Annotated in this window: 17 protein-coding genes; 9 read left to right on the plus strand and 8 right to left on the minus strand. The window is 71.5% G+C overall.

Going from position 1 to position 15686, the window contains the following annotated elements:
- Nucleotides 1-520: 520 nt before the first annotated feature.
- On the minus strand, nt 521-2176 hold the full coding sequence (locus ACQEV1_RS09780; RefSeq protein WP_285620768.1) for a DUF2207 domain-containing protein: 1656 nt from the start codon (nt 2174-2176) through the stop codon (nt 521-523).
- Nucleotides 2177-2341: 165 nt separating this feature from the next.
- Here ACQEV1_RS09780 and ACQEV1_RS09785 point away from each other — a divergent pair, with 165 nt between their 5' ends.
- The 5 genes from ACQEV1_RS09785 (at nt 2342) to ACQEV1_RS09805 (ending at nt 6135) form a co-directional block, all read left to right on the plus strand.
- Complete coding sequence (locus ACQEV1_RS09785) at nt 2342-3307, plus strand: neutral zinc metallopeptidase (protein ID WP_433393181.1); 966 nt, start codon at nt 2342-2344, stop codon at nt 3305-3307.
- Between the two features lie 10 nt (nt 3308-3317).
- Nucleotides 3318-4745: a serine hydrolase domain-containing protein gene (locus tag ACQEV1_RS09790; RefSeq protein ID WP_433393183.1), complete on the plus strand. Its 1428-nt coding sequence runs from the start codon at nt 3318-3320 to the stop codon at nt 4743-4745.
- Nucleotides 4746-4829: 84 nt separating this feature from the next.
- Nucleotides 4830-5237: a helix-turn-helix domain-containing protein gene (locus ACQEV1_RS09795; RefSeq protein WP_285568230.1), complete on the plus strand. Its 408-nt coding sequence runs from the start codon at nt 4830-4832 to the stop codon at nt 5235-5237.
- Entirely contained in the window at nt 5234-5614 is a 381-nt protein-coding gene (locus tag ACQEV1_RS09800; RefSeq protein WP_285620759.1) for a hypothetical protein, read from the plus strand. Before ACQEV1_RS09795 ends, ACQEV1_RS09800 begins: the two co-directional genes overlap by 4 nt.
- A gap of 188 nt (nt 5615-5802) precedes the next feature.
- Nucleotides 5803-6135: a DUF2516 family protein gene (locus ACQEV1_RS09805; RefSeq protein ID WP_285568233.1), complete on the plus strand. Its 333-nt coding sequence runs from the start codon at nt 5803-5805 to the stop codon at nt 6133-6135.
- A 60-nt stretch (nt 6136-6195) separates the two neighbouring features.
- Here ACQEV1_RS09805 and ACQEV1_RS09810 read toward each other — a convergent pair whose 3' ends face one another.
- Nucleotides 6196-6915, minus strand: coding sequence for an SGNH/GDSL hydrolase family protein (locus ACQEV1_RS09810; protein WP_285620757.1), 720 nt, complete (start codon nt 6913-6915; stop codon nt 6196-6198).
- Nucleotides 6916-6965: 50 nt separating this feature from the next.
- Here ACQEV1_RS09810 and ACQEV1_RS09815 point away from each other — a divergent pair, with 50 nt between their 5' ends.
- Nucleotides 6966-7685, plus strand: a complete 720-nt coding sequence (locus ACQEV1_RS09815) for an alanyl-tRNA editing protein (protein WP_285568235.1) — start codon at nt 6966-6968, stop codon at nt 7683-7685.
- 228 nt (nt 7686-7913) lie between these two features.
- Here ACQEV1_RS09815 and ACQEV1_RS09820 read toward each other — a convergent pair whose 3' ends face one another.
- The 4 genes from ACQEV1_RS09820 to ACQEV1_RS09835 all read right to left on the minus strand — a co-directional run bounded on the left by ACQEV1_RS09820 (nt 7914) and on the right by ACQEV1_RS09835 (nt 10589).
- On the minus strand, nt 7914-8618 hold the full coding sequence (locus ACQEV1_RS09820; RefSeq protein WP_285620756.1) for a Clp protease N-terminal domain-containing protein: 705 nt from the start codon (nt 8616-8618) through the stop codon (nt 7914-7916).
- A gap of 3 nt (nt 8619-8621) precedes the next feature.
- On the minus strand, nt 8622-8876 hold the full coding sequence (locus tag ACQEV1_RS09825; protein WP_433393192.1) for a hypothetical protein: 255 nt from the start codon (nt 8874-8876) through the stop codon (nt 8622-8624).
- 402 nt (nt 8877-9278) lie between these two features.
- Entirely contained in the window at nt 9279-9806 is a 528-nt protein-coding gene (locus ACQEV1_RS09830; protein ID WP_433393194.1) for a hypothetical protein, read from the minus strand.
- Between the two features lie 153 nt (nt 9807-9959).
- Nucleotides 9960-10589 carry a TetR family transcriptional regulator gene (locus tag ACQEV1_RS09835; protein WP_285620744.1) on the minus strand — a complete coding sequence of 210 codons (630 nt, stop codon included), beginning with the start codon at nt 10587-10589 and terminating at the stop codon, nt 9960-9962.
- A gap of 72 nt (nt 10590-10661) precedes the next feature.
- On the opposite strand from ACQEV1_RS09835, the gene ACQEV1_RS09840 reads away from it, so the two are divergent.
- Genes ACQEV1_RS09840 through ACQEV1_RS09850 form a run of 3 tightly spaced genes read left to right on the plus strand, consistent with a single transcriptional unit; the run spans nt 10662 to nt 14357 of the window.
- Complete coding sequence (locus ACQEV1_RS09840; RefSeq protein ID WP_285620741.1) at nt 10662-12923, plus strand: MMPL family transporter; 2262 nt, start codon at nt 10662-10664, stop codon at nt 12921-12923.
- Nucleotides 12924-12948: 25 nt separating this feature from the next.
- A complete protein-coding gene (locus ACQEV1_RS09845) occupies nt 12949-13881 on the plus strand; it encodes a DUF5996 family protein (RefSeq protein WP_433393197.1) in 933 nt (310 codons plus the stop codon).
- A 35-nt stretch (nt 13882-13916) separates the two neighbouring features.
- On the plus strand, nt 13917-14357 hold the full coding sequence (locus ACQEV1_RS09850; protein WP_433393199.1) for a hypothetical protein: 441 nt from the start codon (nt 13917-13919) through the stop codon (nt 14355-14357).
- 4 nt (nt 14358-14361) lie between these two features.
- Here the strand turns inward: ACQEV1_RS09850 and ACQEV1_RS09855 are convergent, their stop codons facing one another.
- Together ACQEV1_RS09855 and ACQEV1_RS09860 are read right to left on the minus strand one after the other, a co-directional pair.
- Nucleotides 14362-15267 (minus strand): M56 family metallopeptidase, encoded by a 906-nt coding sequence (locus tag ACQEV1_RS09855; protein WP_285620733.1) that lies wholly within the window; start codon nt 15265-15267, stop codon nt 14362-14364.
- A gap of 5 nt (nt 15268-15272) precedes the next feature.
- A complete protein-coding gene (locus ACQEV1_RS09860; protein WP_285568922.1) occupies nt 15273-15632 on the minus strand; it encodes a BlaI/MecI/CopY family transcriptional regulator in 360 nt (119 codons plus the stop codon).
- Nucleotides 15633-15686 lie beyond the last annotated feature (54 nt).

Consider the following 15686-nt stretch of genomic DNA (forward strand, 5'->3'; position numbering starts at 1 on the left):
CCTTAGTCAGGACAGAGTTGTCAACTTGACCCGGCAGGGAAGGACCGGGCTTGGAGGTAGCTGCCCAGCCGGCTGCTGGGTGGGCTCCTCCGTTCAGACACTCCTATGGGGTGGCAGGGACGCGTGACTCACGCCCCGCGGTCCACACAGCCTCGCCTATGAAGTCTGCGAGCTGGGCGAAGGCCCAGGAGTGCAGCGCGACCCGTTGGGGCTCGCGGAGCCGTACCCTCTGCCGGATCCCCTTGAGGTCTTCCAGGGAGGTCCCGGACGAGGTGCGTTCAGCCTCGGTCACGCTCCAACTTCGCCGGGGCGGTCCAATCCGGCCCTCGACGGTCCACACCGACACGGTCCCGGCGTCGTACTGCCACGACAGGCACCGGTCGTCATAGGGCTGCGCGGCCTCGGCACGGAAGGCGATCGGTTTGGCCTCGGCCTTGAGGCGACGGCGAGAGCCCGGCTTGCCGAGGTTCCCGGCGCGAATGTTCGCCCGGCCCTGAAGCTGAGGGACCGGGGTTCCTCACTAGATCGCTCTGAACTGTCGCGAGGCCGAGATGGCCCCGGACGTCGCCAGTGTGAAGCTCCGCATCGACTCCGCGAAGTTGGACAGATCCCACTCCGCCGGGCCCTCGTACCAGTAGAGGTTGTCGGCCCGCTCGCCCTCGCCGCCGATGTCGGCGACGGTTCCGGCCCAGCGGGCCACGGAGTCGAACACCACCGCGTAGGGCAGGTAACGGGAGAACATCGCCACCCGGTCGCCCGACGGCGCGTCCGGCGTCTCGCCGCGGTACAGGTACGCGCGGAAGCCCAGCGTGTGCGCGAGCACGGTCGCCCCGCGCGTGGTCTTGGCGGGCATGTACTGCCCGCCGATCGCCAGTGCCGCCCCCGCGATGACCAGCGCCAGGCCGATGAGCGCCAGGTTCGTGTACAGGGCCAGGGCGATCGTGCCGATGATGCCGAGGCCCGCGAGAACGGTGCCCGCGGTGGTCCAGCGGGTGCGCTCGGAGTCCGGCCGCCGCGTGAACCACCCCTGCCGTACGACGTCCTCGTACAGGGCGCCGCGCACCGCCGCCAGCTGGTCCGCGAACGTGCCGCCCAGCTCCGACAGCCGGACCACGTCGCGGCCGGCGAACAGCGCGTCGTAGAGCACCCGCTCGTACGGCATCAGCTCGTCGGCTGGCCGGTCGAGCCGCCGCAGCTGCCAGTCGAGCCGCCCGTACGTCTCGCGGGGCAGCTCCTCGATCAGCAGGTAGCGCCGGACCGCGAGATCGATGATCGTGGCGGTGACGTCGATGACGTCGGCCTGCTCGTCGATGAGGGTGCCGATCTGACCGGGCCGTACGCCGTCCGGCGGCGAGAACTCCCCGTCGTCGAGCGGCGCGTGGTCGCCCTCGGCCGCCTTCCTGCTGACGATGCGCGCGTCCCGGCCGCGGGTGGAGTACAGCAGGGCGACGCCGCCGAGCAGCAGCACGAGCAGGCCGAGCAGTGCCGCGCCCGTGACGGCGTTGACCGTGAACGCCGTCGCCAGCGTGTGCCGTTCGTCGTACGCGGGCGTGCCGGACGTCGTGCCGGGCGGGTAGCCGATCACGATGGTCAGGTACTCGCCGGGCTGCAGGCTCTCCTGCCGGAACTCCGCCTGAACGTGCGTGTGGTTGGTGAAGAACTGGGTGCAGCCGACCGTGCTGTCCAGCTCGCCGGCGAAGCAGTTGAGGTCCTGCACTGCGGCGCCGCCCTCGACCGTCACCTGGGTCTGCGCGACGGGGACGTTCCAGCCGCCCGCGGCGACCCAGTCGAGCTGCTGGCGCCCCCGCAGCGGCGTCATCGTGCCGTGCACGGTGTAGGTCAGCGTGACGGTGCGCCGGCCGGAACCCCCGCCGCCCGACGGCGTGAGGATCGTACGGTCGCCGTCGACGGTCACCGCGCCGCCGTGGACGTCACGGATGTCGAACCGCCGGTCCCGGCGGTCGTCGACGTGCTTGAGGCGGACGAGGGAGCGTCGCACCCCCGTGCCCTCGAACGTCACCGTCTCCTTGGCGTGCAGGACGCCGTCGTCCGTCGTGGTGAGCGCGACGTTGTCGGAGACGACCTGGCCCGCCGGTCCCGCGTACGCGGGAACCGCACAGGTGAGGAGCCCACCGACGGCGACGACGGTGGTGAGAAGCCGGGTCCGTACCAGCATGGGCGCACAGCGTACCGGGGAACGGCGGTCCTATACAGGGATGACCTGCGCGGGTAGGCCGTGATGCATTTTTTCTCTGCTATGCGATGATTCTGGTCGCGGTCGCCTCCTGCCCGTACGGGAGCTGGGCACGCCGGGGACGGCCGGGAGAAGGGACGGAAGCGAGTGGCAGATCCTCGTCGATCGCCTTCGCAGAGTGGCCAGGCGTCCCGCGGGCCGTCCACGCAGGCACCGGACTACGGGTACCACCGGCCGGCCCGCCGGCCGCGGCGCACGGCGACGGGGGTCGTCCTCGCCACTCTGGGCGGGGTGGCGGCGCTGTTCGTCGTGGCGGTCCTCGGGTACTCGCTGGCCGGCGGCGACTCGAAGGCCGGGACCGGCGGCGACAGGTCACGCCTGCGGTCGGGCAGCCGGACCGCCGCGCTCTCCGGCCCCCTGTACGTCAGCGGGACCCTGCCCCGGATCGAGTGTCGGCTGCCCAAGATCGCCGAGCATGACGAGGCGTCGATGCGGCGGTTCCTCGACACTCTGTCCGACTGCCTGGACCAGGCGTGGGAGCGGCAGTTCGCCAAGGCCGGCGTCCCGGGCTTCACCGCGCCGCAGCGCGTCTTCTGGAGCCTGCCCGGCAGCAGCCCGTGCGGTTCGTACCCCGCGCCCGGCGCATCGGCGTTCTACTGTCCGGCCAACGACACGATGTACGTCGGCCTGAGCAACGTTGTGGACACCGCGGGCGGCGAGCCGGTGTCGCACTACGCGGTGTACGCCCGGGTCATCGCGCACGAGTACGGTCACCACGTGCAGGAGGACGCGGGGATCCTGGAGTACGGCCACGAGCTCATGGCGTCGGACGAGACGGACGCCCGCGCTGAGGCGAGCCGGCGGATCGAGCTGCAGGCGCAGTGCTTCGCGGGCGCCTTCCTGTCCGCCGAGCGCCGCACCCTGCCGATGACCCGTAAGCAGTACGAGGCGATGATCGACGACAACCGGGCGCGCGGCGACGACGAGTCACGGCCCGACCTGCGTGACCATGGTTCCGGGCGGCACTACGCCGGCTGGGTGGTCCGCGGCTATCGCCAGGGCGTGCTGTCGGCGTGCAACACCTGGACGGTCTCGGCCGCCGACGTTTCGTGAAGGGGAACGGATGATCGAGGACGTCGACGCGTTGCTCCGCTCGGTGGTGGACGAGGACGCCGCCCTGGGCATCGCCTACGGCGTGGTGGACCGTACCGGGCTCGTGCACGCGGCCGGTCACGGCGTGATCGGTGACGGCGGCCGGCGTCCGGACCCGTCGACGGCGTTCCGCATCGCGTCGATGTCCAAGAGCTTCACCGCCGCCGCGGTCCTGCTGCTGGCCGAGCGCGGCGCGCTGTGCCTCGCCGACCCGGTGAGCCGCCACGTGCCGGAGTTCGCCGCCGTACGGCTGCCGACGTCGGACTCCCCGCAGATCACCGTGGAGATGCTGCTGTCGATGTCGGCCGGGCTGCCCACCGACGACCCGTGGGCGGACCGGCAGGAGTCGATGAGCCGGGAGGAGTTCGGGCGGCTCCTGACGAGCGGCCTCCGCTTCGTCAGCACCCCGGGCACCGTCTACGAGTACTCCAACCTCGGGTACGCCATCCTGGGCCGCGTGGTCGAGGCCGCCTCGGGGGAGTGCTTCCAGGGGTTCGTGCGGGATCACCTGATCCACCCGCTGGGGCTGACCTCGACCGGCTACGACACGTCGGTGAAGGCCCCGGGCGGCGTCGCGACCGGACACGTACGGCTCGACGGGCGCTGGCAGGCGCTGCCGTTCTCCGAGCCGGGCGTGTTCTCGGCCATCGGCGGGCTGTTCAGCACGGTCGAGGACCTGGCCCTGTGGGTGCGCTGGCTCGCCGACGCGTTCCCCGCCCGCGACGGAGAGGACCCCGGCCCGCTGAGCCGCGCGTCGCGCCGCGCGATGCAGCAGGTCCAGCGTGCCCGTCCGCCGGCGCCCCACGGCCCGGTCGGGTACGGCTACGGCCTGGTGATCCACCATGAGCCCGAGTGGGGGACCGTCGTCTCGCACGGCGGTGGATACCCCGGCTTCGGCTCGCACATGCGCTGGCACCCGGCCACCGGTCTCGGCGTCATCAACCTGACGAACGCCCGGTACGTCTCGGCGCACGAGAAGGTGGAGGAGGCGCTGCGGACCGTCCTGGTGGCCGCCGCGGACCCGCCGGGCCCGGCGGAGCTGTGGCCCGAGACGTCCGAGGCGAGGACCGTCGTCGAGCGGCTGCTGCGAGAGTGGGACGGCGCGCTGGCCGGCGCCTGGCTGGCCGAGAACGTGGCGATGGACCTCGACCTGGCACGCCGCCGCAACCGGATCGGGACCCTGATCGAGGACGTGGGCCCGCTGCTGGAACCGTCGGACGCGCTGCTGCGCACCGACTCCCCGGCCCACGCGGTGTGGGAGGTCAGGGGCGTACGCGGATCGCTGCGCTGCGAGATCCGGCTCACCCCGCAGGACCCACCGAAGATCCAGACCTTGAACGTACGGCGGCTCGGCGCCGCCGAGGCCGCCCGCGCCCGCAAGCACCGGCACGCGACCTGACAGGGAACGCGATGTGACTCGTTTCACCCCGCTCTGCTTGCAAGCGTGCTTGCAATAGCAAGCAGAGCGACGCACAGTAGAGGCATGGCGACTTCCAAAGTCGGCTCCATCGGGGAGTACATCCGGGAGCAGCGCCAGCGGGCCAAGGTCTCGCTGCGGCAGCTGGCCGATGCCACGGGTGTCTCCAACCCGTACCTGAGCCAGATCGAGCGGGGGCTGCGAAAGCCGAGCGCGGAGATCCTGCAGCAGATCGCGAAGGGTCTGCGCATCTCCGCCGAGGCCTTGTACGTCCAGGCGGGGATCCTCGATGAGCGTGAGTCCGACACGGACGTCCAGGCCGCCATCCGTGCGGACGTGGGCCTGTCCGAGAGACAGAAGCAGGTCCTGCTCGACATCTACGAGTCGTTCCGCAACGAAACCGGGAGCGCGGCGGCACCGGACGCCGAAGCCGTCATCCGCACGACCCCACCGACGGAAGGAACGAGCACATGACCATCACCGAGAGGCTGCGGGACAGCAAGGCCTTCTACGCCGCCGCGGGCGCCGGCGACTTCGCGGTCGAGAAGATCCGTGAGGTACCGGACCGCATCAACCGGCTCCAGGAGAAGACCGACCCCAAGGACCTGGGCGGCGCCGCCGTGGCGTACGTGACCCAGGTGGGCGCCCGCGCCGCCGAGGTGTACGACGGGCTGGCCGAGCGCGGCAAGCGCATCGTCAGCCGGGTCGACCGCCAGAAGGCCACGCAGGAGCTCGAGGCCTCGGCCAAGGCCACGGTCCGCAAGGCACGTGCGGCCGCCGGCTCCGCGCGCCAGACGGCGCGTACCGCCACCAAGGCCGCCGGCGACGCCTCCAAGAAGGTCGGTAACTGACGACGCCACGCCGTACGTCACCGCGGTCCTGACCGCGTCACCGACGGCCCGGGCGGGGCGACCCGCCCGGGCCGTCGCGCGTTCTCCCGGTCCGTGACGGGAGGCGTGACGCGGGGGAAAACGCATACGCTGGGGCCTGTCAAGCAATGTCGCGGCGTTCCGGCGCCGTCCACCGCAGGGAGTCAGCCGTGATCAGTGGAGCCCAGGGGGTCGTGGCCTACCTGTTCTGGGCCGTGGCGATCGCCGCGTTCGTCGTCGAGGTGTGGGCGTTCGTCGACGCCGTACGACGTCCGGCCGCCGCGTACTCGGCCGCGGGCAAGCTCACCAAGCAGCTCTGGTTGATCATTCTGGGGATCGCGCTGCTGTTCGGCCTGGCCGGCGCGGTGCAGTTGGTGTCGATCATCCAGATGCTGCCGATCATCGGCTTCATCGCGGCGGCGGTCTACCTCGCCGACGTGCGTCCCGCGGTCCGGCAGTACGGCCGGGGCGGGTCCTCCTCCGGGCCGTACGGGCCCTGGTAAGCCGGTGAGCCGGGCCGCCGCGGATCACCACGGCGCCCGTCTCGAAACCGGGCGCTGACCCTATGGCTTGGCGAGCTTCAGCGCGCGGAGGTCGGCCACGAAACGGCCGGCGATGTAGCGGGCGCCGGCCGTGCTCGGGTGGACGCCGTCGCTCAGGATGTACAGCGGCGCGTTGCCGGTGCCCTGCACGCGGTCGCCGGTGATCCAGCGCTCGCGCAGCGGGTCGACGAACGGCACGTTCTGTTCGCTCGCGACATTGGCCAGCTCGTCGCGGATGCGCTCCACCTTCGGCGTCGGATCGCCGCTGCCCCACAGCGGGCCCATGAGCAGCATGCGCGTGTCGGGCCAGGTCTGCCGGATCGTCGTCAGCAGCTGCCGGGCCGCGCCGGCCACCGTCGCCGGCGGGTGGTTGCGGTCGTTGTGGCCGCCCGAGACGATCACCAGGTCGGGCGCCGGGCGCCAGGCGAGCTGCTCGGTGAACAGGTCGGCGAAGTTCTTGTGGACGCTGCCCACGGCCACGAACCCGGTGCCGCGGTAGCCGCCGAGGATCACCTGCCAGCCGAGCGTGCGCGCGGTGTCGGCGGCGTAGGTGAGCTCGGGTACCTGCCCTAGCCGTCCGGTCGTGTAGCTGTCACCGAGGAACATCACGATCGGCGCGCGACGTGGCGCCGCCTTGGTCGGGGCACTGTCAGCCCGTGCCCTGCCCGCCGCACCACCGCACCCCGCCGTCGCGAGGAGAGCGGTGACGGCGGCGACGCTGTTCATCACGCGTCGTCTCATCCCGCCCCCTGTACCCGCGCCCGGCGAGCGGGCGTCCTATGGTCCTTGTTATGGCGACGACGCACCGACTTGAGCTGACCGACCAGACACTTCGCGAATGGGATGCGACAGTGCTCTCGTCCGGTCCCGACGGAATCGTCCTCGACCGTTCCGCATTTTATCCAGGCGGAGGCGGACAACCGGCCGATCTTGGAGTCTTGCTGTGGCAGGGAGTCCAGACGCGCATCGCCGGCGTGCGGAAGGGCGACGACCTTTATCTGATTCCCGAGGAGGGTGACCCGCTGCCACCTGCGGGAATCACGGTGCACGGCGCGATCGAGGACGAACGCCGCACCAGCCTCATGCGGACACATTCGGGTTTGCACGTTCTGTGCGGTGTCGTGTTCCGCGACTACGGCTGCCTCGTCACGGGCGGCAACATGGAGCCCGGCGTCGCGCGGATGGACTTCAACCTGCCCGAGGTGCCGCCCGGCTTCAAGGAGGCGGTCGAGGACGCCTGCAACGCCGAGATCGTCGCCGACCGGCGCATCGACGTGCGGTCGCTGCCGCGCGCGGAGGCGTTCCAGATCCCCGACATCATCCGTACCGCGACGAACCTCGTCCCGCCGGAGGTGGAGGAGGTCCGCATCGTCGACATCGTGGGCCTGGACACCCAGGCGGACGGTGGCACCCACGTCGCGTCGACCCGTCAGATCGGCCGGCTGCGCGTCGCCAAGGTGGAGAACAAGGGCAAGGGCTTCCGGCGCGTCCGCATCCGCATCGAGGACTGACGCGGCCGCGCCGCAGGGTGGGGTGCCGCGGAGGCTCTCAGCGAACAGTGCGGTGGGGAAGAAGACCTCGCTCGACGTGGCCGCGTTCTCCGCTCCTCCTCCGGCGCGTCTCGCCGACCGCGCGTCCACAGCCGCGACCAGGTCGGTGCCCGGCTCGGACGAGATCTGTCGTCCGTGGCCGTCGACCGGCGGCACCGGGAGACGCGGCCGCGGCGACTGCTTGTTTCGTTACTGTGTGTCGCGTGCGGCGAGCCGTTCGGTGATCTCGGTCCTGACGGTCTCGTGCAGCTCGTCCGACGTGAAGCCGAGGTCGCGCAGGATCCGCGCGGCCGGGCTCTCCTCGCTGCGGATCAGGCCCAGCAGCGTGTGTTCCGTGCCGACCCAGCCGTGGCCGAGGTCGGCCGACGCGCGGCGTGCCTGTTCGATGGCCTCCTTGCTCGCCGGCGCGAACGCGATGTGGCCTCGCAGCGCCTTCTTCCCGGCCGGCGGCATCGCTTCCTCGATCGCGTCGCGGATGCGTTGCTCCGACTCGGTCTTCGCCGTCAGCACCTCGTACGCCAGGCCCCGCGGTTCGCCGAGCAGGCCGAGCAGGATGTGTTCGGTGCCGATGAGGTCGTGCTTGTGCGTTCGGGCGGCCTCCTGCGCCAGCACGATGGTGTGCCGGTTCAGGTCGGTGAACCGCTCGAACGCGGCGGGCGCGTGGCGTTGCTGGGCGGCCTGTTTGGACACCCCGATGGCCTCGCCGATCTCGCTCCACGACGCACCGGACTGCTTGGCCTTGCCGACGTAGTGGCCGACGAGCTGGTCGGCGAGGTCGGACAGGGTCTGGGCACGCAGTTGCGCCTCGCTGATGCGGGCCAGGTCGTTGGCGTCGGGGAGTTCCTCGTCGAGACGGGCGATCAGGTCGGCCAGGCTGATGTTGAGTGGACTCATGCGTCAATCGTAGATTGACGATCGCCGCTCGTCAATCTGAAATTGACGCACGCGGCCGTGCGGTGGGGGCGACGGCGACCGTGCCGGGCCGCGTGGTCGCATGCGGCTGACGTGACCTCGCGTGCCCGCCGCGACGGCCAGGGTGGCGGCGACCGCGAGCGCGCCCGTGAAGGTGATCGCGTCGACCGTGCCGGTCACCATGGAGCGCCACGACCAGTACTGCTTCTGCGCGTGGCTGCCGCCGTGCGGCGTGGACATGCGCGTCCTTCCAGCCCTCGGAGACGCCCAGCGGGCTGCCGGTCCAGTACGAGGTGTGCGGGCCCCGGGCCATCGAGGCGAAGCCGGAGCAGTCCCTGCGGTACCGGCCGTAGGTGTTGCGGTACGTGCCGGTCTGGGAGTACGGGACCTTGGCCGTGACCCGGCTCTTGCCGTGCTTGAGGATCGTCGGCCGGGGTCTTGCGGCACTTGTGCGCGGCGACGGCGGCGGCCGCCGGAGAGGCGCCCGCCGCCGCGTGCGCGGTGCCGGCGAGCCCCGCTCCCGCCAACCCGCCCATGCCGAGGGCGCGCCGAACCGTATGCGCGGGTCGTCGCGGGAATGCCTCTGTGCGCACAGGACGGCCCCACGGCGTGCCGCCGTGGGGCCGTCCGGGGGAGTGGGGCTCAGTTGACGGTCAGGGTCTCGGCGACGGGGCGTGGGCTGTTCGGGGTGCACGGGATGGTCAGGGTGCCGAGCAGCGAGACCGATGCCTTGACCGTGACGTTGCCGCCCTGGATCTGGTCCGTGCCGGCCGCCGTCGGCGTCCAGTTGCCGCTCAGGTCGCCGGTGATGGGCTGGTTGGCGGGGACGGACCCGCCGCTGCCGGTCACCGAGAACGAGGCGGTCTGCGCCCCGCTCACGTTGAGGGCGGCGGTCGCGCTCCAGGAGTTGATGGCGAGCGGCGAGGACAGGCTCAGGTTGGAGATGTGCAGCGCGAAGTGGGTGGCGGTGCCCACGGTCGACGGGTTGGGGGACGCGGTCAGCGTGCCGGTGATGGTGACCGTCTGCGACCCGGACAGCGGGACGCTGCAGGTGTAGGCCGCCGAGAAGCCGGCGGCGTGGGCGGGCGCCTGGACGGCGAGCGTGCCGAGTCCGCCGAGCGCTAAGACGGTGGAGGCGGCCGCGACACGCCTGGCGAGGGACTTGGTCATCGGGGGCTCCTTTCACCCGGGCCGGCGGGTGCGACTGGTTGACCCGGGCCCCTTACTTATCCGTAACAAGCGGGTAAGAGGTCAACTGACTCATGAGTAAGTTTCACGTTCGTCGCCTGCGCCCGGGCCTGCGGAGGTCGCGGCGCAGGCCGGTCAGGAGGCGTCGTCGGTGGCCGGGCGGGTGAGGGCCGGCACCGACTCCAGGACCTGCTCGACGATGGCGAGGGCGCGTGCGGTCGCCTCGCGGGTGCGGTCGGCGTCGTACCGCTGGGCCCGGCAGTAGGTGATGGCGGCGCGCAGGCCGCCGAAGGCGACGCCCATGACCGTCGCCGCGGTGACCTCGTCCAGGTCCGGGGCGATGCCGCGGAGCACCTCGACGAAGCCCTCCTCCGCGTCCGCGAAACGCTTGAGGGCCTGCGCCTGCAGGGACGGGCGGTCGCGGATGAGGGCGACCTGGATCGCGCCGTCCTCGTCCTCGGCGGAGATCGCCTCCACCAGCGCGTCGGCCACCCGGCGGAACGTCGCCAGCGGGCTCTCGCCGCTCGGCCGTTCGGCGAGGCGGGCGCGGATGTCGGCCAGGCGTTCGTCCATCTCGGCGAACACCACGTCGTCCTTTGACGGGAAGTAGCTGAAGAAGGTGCGGGGCGACACGTCGGCGGCGGCGGCGATGTCGGAGATCGTGGTCTCCTCGAAGCCGCGCTCGTCGAACAGGCGCAGGGCGGCGGAGGCGATGGCCCTGCGGGTGCGGAGCTTCTTGCGCTCCCTCAGCCCCATGTGATCCATTTCACCAATATATACACTCGATGCGAAGTTGCAGCCGTTGCACCTTTTTCCGTGGCGTGCTGTCCTTGCACCATGGCACGGATACTGGATCGGCTTGGGCGGTTCTGTGCCCGGAACCGGCGGTGGGTGTTCGCCGTCTGGGGCGCCGTCGCGGTCGCGACCGTCATCCTGGGGGTGACCAACGGGGGCACGTTCGTGCAGCAGGACCGGCTGCCCGGCACCGAGACGCAGGCGTCGATCGACCTGCTCCGCAAGAACTTCCCCGACGTCACCGGCCCCACGGCGACGATCGTCTTCCACCCGCAGCGCGGCGTCTCGCTGAGCGACTGGCGCGTCGCGGTGCAGGTCGGCCAGGCCATCAAGCAGGTCGGCGAGCTGCCACGCGTGGCCACCGTCGAGAACCCCTACGGCGGCACGGGCGGCGCCAAGGGCCCGAACGCCGTCGTCGCGGTCGCCCACCTCAAGGGCACCGCGCGCGATCTGCGGCCCGAGGACATGAACGCCCTGGAGGAGGCCACCGAGCCGGCCCGGCTGGCCGGGGTCGACGTCGACTTCGGCGGCATCGCCTCCATGATCCTCAACCAGCCCAAGGCCGGGCCCAAGGAGGGCGTCGGCGTCGTCCTGGCGCTCGGCGTGCTGCTGCTGGCCTTCGGCTCGTTCCTCGCCGCCGGCGTGCCGATCGTGGTGTCCCTCGCGGCGCTCGCGGTGGCGTACTCGCTGATCCACTTCGGCGCGTCACTCGTGCAGGTGCATCCGACCGCGCCGATGGTGGCCGCCATGCTCGGCCTCGGCGCGGGCATCGACTACTCGCTGTTCGTGGTGACGCGACATCGGCGGCAACTCGCCGACGGCATGGACGTGGAGGCCTCCGTCGGGCAGGCGCTCGCCACGTCCGGGCACGCCGTGGTCTTCGCGGGCGGCACGGTGGTGTTCGCGATCTGCGGGCTGTGGTTCTCCGGCATCACCTTCATCGGCATCATCGGCCTGGCCAGCGCCATCGCGGTCCTCCTCATGGTGACCGGCGCGCTGACCCTCCTGCCCGCGGTGCTCGGCGCGCTCGGCACGGACATCGACCGGTACCGGCTGCCGCGGGTGCGGCCCGACAAGTCCACCCACCGCTGGGAGCGGTGGGGCCGGCACGTGGACCGCAACGCCTGGCCGTACGCGATCGCCGCGACCGCCTTCCTGCTCTTCCTCGCGACCCCGGTGCTCAGCCTGCGCTTCGGCATCATGGCCGACAGCACGCTGCCGCACTCCAACAGCGCACGCCGGGCGTACGACGTGACGGCCGAGAACTTCGGCCCCGGCTGGTACAGCCCGTTCGCCGTCGTGGCGTCCGTGCCCTCGCCGGCGGATCCGCCCCGCGCGGACGAGTCGACCAAGACGGCGAAGGGCTGGTCGGCGCTGCGCCGCGAGCCGGGCGGGCGGCTGAACGTCAGCCCCGACGACCGGCCGGCGCCCAACCCGCGGGCGCGGCGGCTCGGGGAGGAGCTGCAACGGCGGTTCCGCGGCGTCCACGACGTCGCCGCGGTGGACAACATGGTCGTCGCCGGCGACAGCGTCATCCTCACCGTCGTGCCCACGTCGCGGCCGGAGACCGCGGCAACCGCCGACCTGGTGCGGAACCTACGCGAGAACGTCATCCCGCCGATCATGCGGGCGCATCCCGGGGCACGCGCGTACGTCGGGGGAGAGTCACCCGCGATCATCGACATGGCCACGATCGTCAAGCAGCGCATGCCCTACGTGGTCGTCGTCGTGGTCGGCGTGGCACTGGTCCTGCTGGTCATCGCGTTCCGCTCGGTGCTGGTGCCGCTCAAGGCCGCACTGATGAACCTGCTGTCGATCGGCGCCTCGTACGGCGTGGTCACCGCGGTCTTCCAGTGGGGCTGGGGCATCCGCCTGATCGGCCTCGACCAGCCGATGCCGATTGTGTCGTTCGTGCCGCTGTTCATGTTCGCGCTGATCTTCGGGCTGTCGATGGACTACGAGGTCTTCCTGCTGTCCCGGGTGCGCGAGGAGTACCTGCGCACGGGCGATCCGCACGAGAGCGTCGTGAAGGGCATCGGCTCGACCGCCCGGCTCATCACGTCGGCCGCGCTCATCATGATCTTCGTCTTCCTGAGCTTCCTCGGCCAGCCGGACTCGATGGTGAAGATGATGGGCATCGGCCTCGCCTCGGCGGTCGCCGTGGACGCGACGGTGGTGCGCCTCGTGCTCGTACCGGCGCTGATGAGCCTGCTCGGCCATGCCAACTGGTGGTTCCCCGGCCGCCGCCGGCCGTCCTCGCCTCAGCACGAGCCGGCCGAGCGCCGGTTCGAACCGGTCGGCTGACCTGCGGTCGGGCAAGATGGGACCCATGGAGACCTTCCCCGCCATGCCGCTCGCGGATTGGCAGGACACCAAAGAGACCCTCCACCGGTACGCCCAGATCGTCGGCAAGATCCGCCTCGCCGCCAGCGTCCGGCGCAACCACTGGTGGAACGCGCCGTTCCACGTCACCGGCCGGGGGCTCACCACCCGCCCGATGGGGCAGGTGGACGGAAATCCGATCTTCACCGTCGACTTCGACCTGGTGGGCCACCGGCTGCTCGTCGCCACGGCCGACGGGCGGGCGGCCTCCTTCGCACTGCCCGGCCGGTCGGTCGCCTCGTTCTACGAGGAGACGCTGCGCGCGCTGGACGGCGTCGGTGTCCATGTGGACCTGGCCCGGCCGTGGCCGTTCGACCTGCCCGACTCGGACCGGCCGTTCGCCGAGGACACCGAGCACGCGAGTTACGACCCGGTCATGGTCATGCGGTACTGGCAGGTGCTCAGCCAGGTGAACCTGCTGCTGGAGGAGTTCGCCGCCCGCTTCTCGGGCAAGACCAGCCCGGTTCACCACTTCTGGCACACCTTCGACATCGCCTGCACGAGGTTCTCCGGTCGCGTCGTGGAGCAGCCGGCCGCCAGCGATCCGGTGACGCGTGAGGCGTACTCCCGCGAGGTGGTCAGCTTCGGCTTCTGGTTCGGCGACGACGCCTTTCCCGAGCCGGCGTTCTACTCCTACACCGCGCCGGAGCCCGAGGGGCTGGCGACCGAGCCGCTGCTGCCCGCGTCCGCCCGGTGGATCGAGCAGCGCGGTGGCCACCTGGCCGTCCTGCGCTACGACGACGCGCGCGCCGATGCGGATCCGCGCGCCGCGGTGCTCTCCTTCTACGAGAGCGCCTACCAGGCCGGCGCGGGCCGGGCGGGCTGGGACATCGCCGGGCTCGCCTGCCCGGGCGGAGTCACCGACCCCCGCCTGCCCTGAACCCGGACGGTCCGAGAAGGGCCAGAATGGGCGCCATGGAACTGCGACCGGAGCTGTCGCCCCCTCCCGTCGGCCGGTCGAGGCGGGAGGAGCTGAGCCGGGAGATCGAGAGGATCTCGGGCCTGCTGTACGCCGGTGAGCCGGCCGGTGAGGCGATCGCCGCGTTCAACGCGGAGACCGGGCACGCCTACGACGCCTCCGACTTCGCGGAGTACCACGGCTGGCGTTCGCTGGACGACTTCGCCGTGGAGGCGGCCCGCCCGGCGTACCCGAAGGTGCCCGACGTCACCCGCGACGAGCTCATCGAGATCGTCCGCAGGCTCCTGGCCGCCGATCCGGAGACCGACTTCTACCTGCTGCTCCTGCGGGCGAACGTCGCGCACCCGGGCGTGAGCGACCTGATCTACCAGGCCGGGCCCGGCGACGCCGAGCAGATCGTCGACGCCCTGCTGAGCCACCGCCCGATCGCGCTGTGATCCCTCACGCCGGGAGGGCGTAGAGGATCAGCGGGAGGGTGGCGACGAGGGTGGCGCCGGCGAGCATCGCGCCGCGCACGCGGCGGGGCAGCGGGTCCGGAGTGAGCAGCCGGCGGACCCGGACGAGGATGGGATTGGTCTCGTCGGCGGCGATGATGCCGAGCGTGCCCACGGGCGACGGGGCCGAGCCGGCCGACGCGAAGCGCAGCAGCGCCGTCGCCAGCTCCTTGGCCGGGCGGTGCCGCCGGGCGCGGTCGTCGGCCGCCATCTCGATGAGGAGTTCGACCGCGTCGAGGGTGCGGGCGACCGTGCGCGACTGCGGGAGCATCCGGCGCAGCGACGTGAAGGGCAGCAGCACCAGGTCGTGCCGCTCGCGGGCGTGCGCACGCTCGTGGGCGAGCACCGCGGCCAGCTCGTACGGGCCGAGCAGTTCCAGGGTGCCGGCGCTGACCACGACCTGGGAGCGGACGCCGGGAACGCAGTAGGCGGCGGCGACCGGATGATCGACCACGAGGGTGCCGGGCACCTCGGGGTCGCCGTGCGCGACCAGGGCCAGCAGGGCCCGGTGGCGCCGGCGGGCGCGGACGACGCCGGCGATGGCGACCATCAGCACGCCGAGAAGCATGAGGGCGAGGGTCAGGCCGGCCGCGAGCGCGGCCAGGTGGATCGGCGACAGCGGCCGGGGGTCGCGGAGGGAACGGCCGATACCGGCGACGACGCCATCGTCGTACGGCGCGACGCCGAAGCCGAGCAGGGTGCCGATGGAGGCGAGGCCCCAGGCCAGGCCGAGTGCCTGCCACAGCACGATCGCGGTACGGGGCGTGCGCCAGGTCCACCGGGCGCGGGTCAGCAGGTGCGCCCCGAGGGCGCTCCCGGCCGCCACCAGGGCAAGGAGGGCCGTGCCGGTCATCCCGGTTATGTCCCTTCCACCTCGTCAAGGACGCGGCGGAGCAGTTCCACCTCGTCGCCGGACACCGAGCGTGCGAAATGCGCCAGAGCGGCGTCGCGGTCGCCCGTCATGTTGAGCGCGCCCAGCATGAGCTCGGCCACGTACGCCTCTTTGGTCGCGATCGGACGGTAGCGCCATGCGCGTCCTTCGCGCTCCCGTACGAGAAAACCTTTTTTGGCGAGCCGGTCGAGCACCGTCATCACCGTGGTGTGCGCGAGATCGCGGTCGTCGGCGAGCGCACGGCTCACCTCACGCGCGGTGGCACCGTTGTCGCGGTGCCACAGGACCTCCATGACCGTACGTTCAAGCTCTCCCAGACCCTTCACATCCCCCATGCTATCCACTGTAGTACTACGAGCCGTAGTACTACGACCGGTGGT

This window comes from Actinoallomurus sp. CA-142502 (assembly GCF_050936355.1).
GTDB classification, from domain to species: Bacteria; Actinomycetota; Actinomycetes; order Streptosporangiales; family Streptosporangiaceae; genus Actinoallomurus; species Actinoallomurus iriomotensis.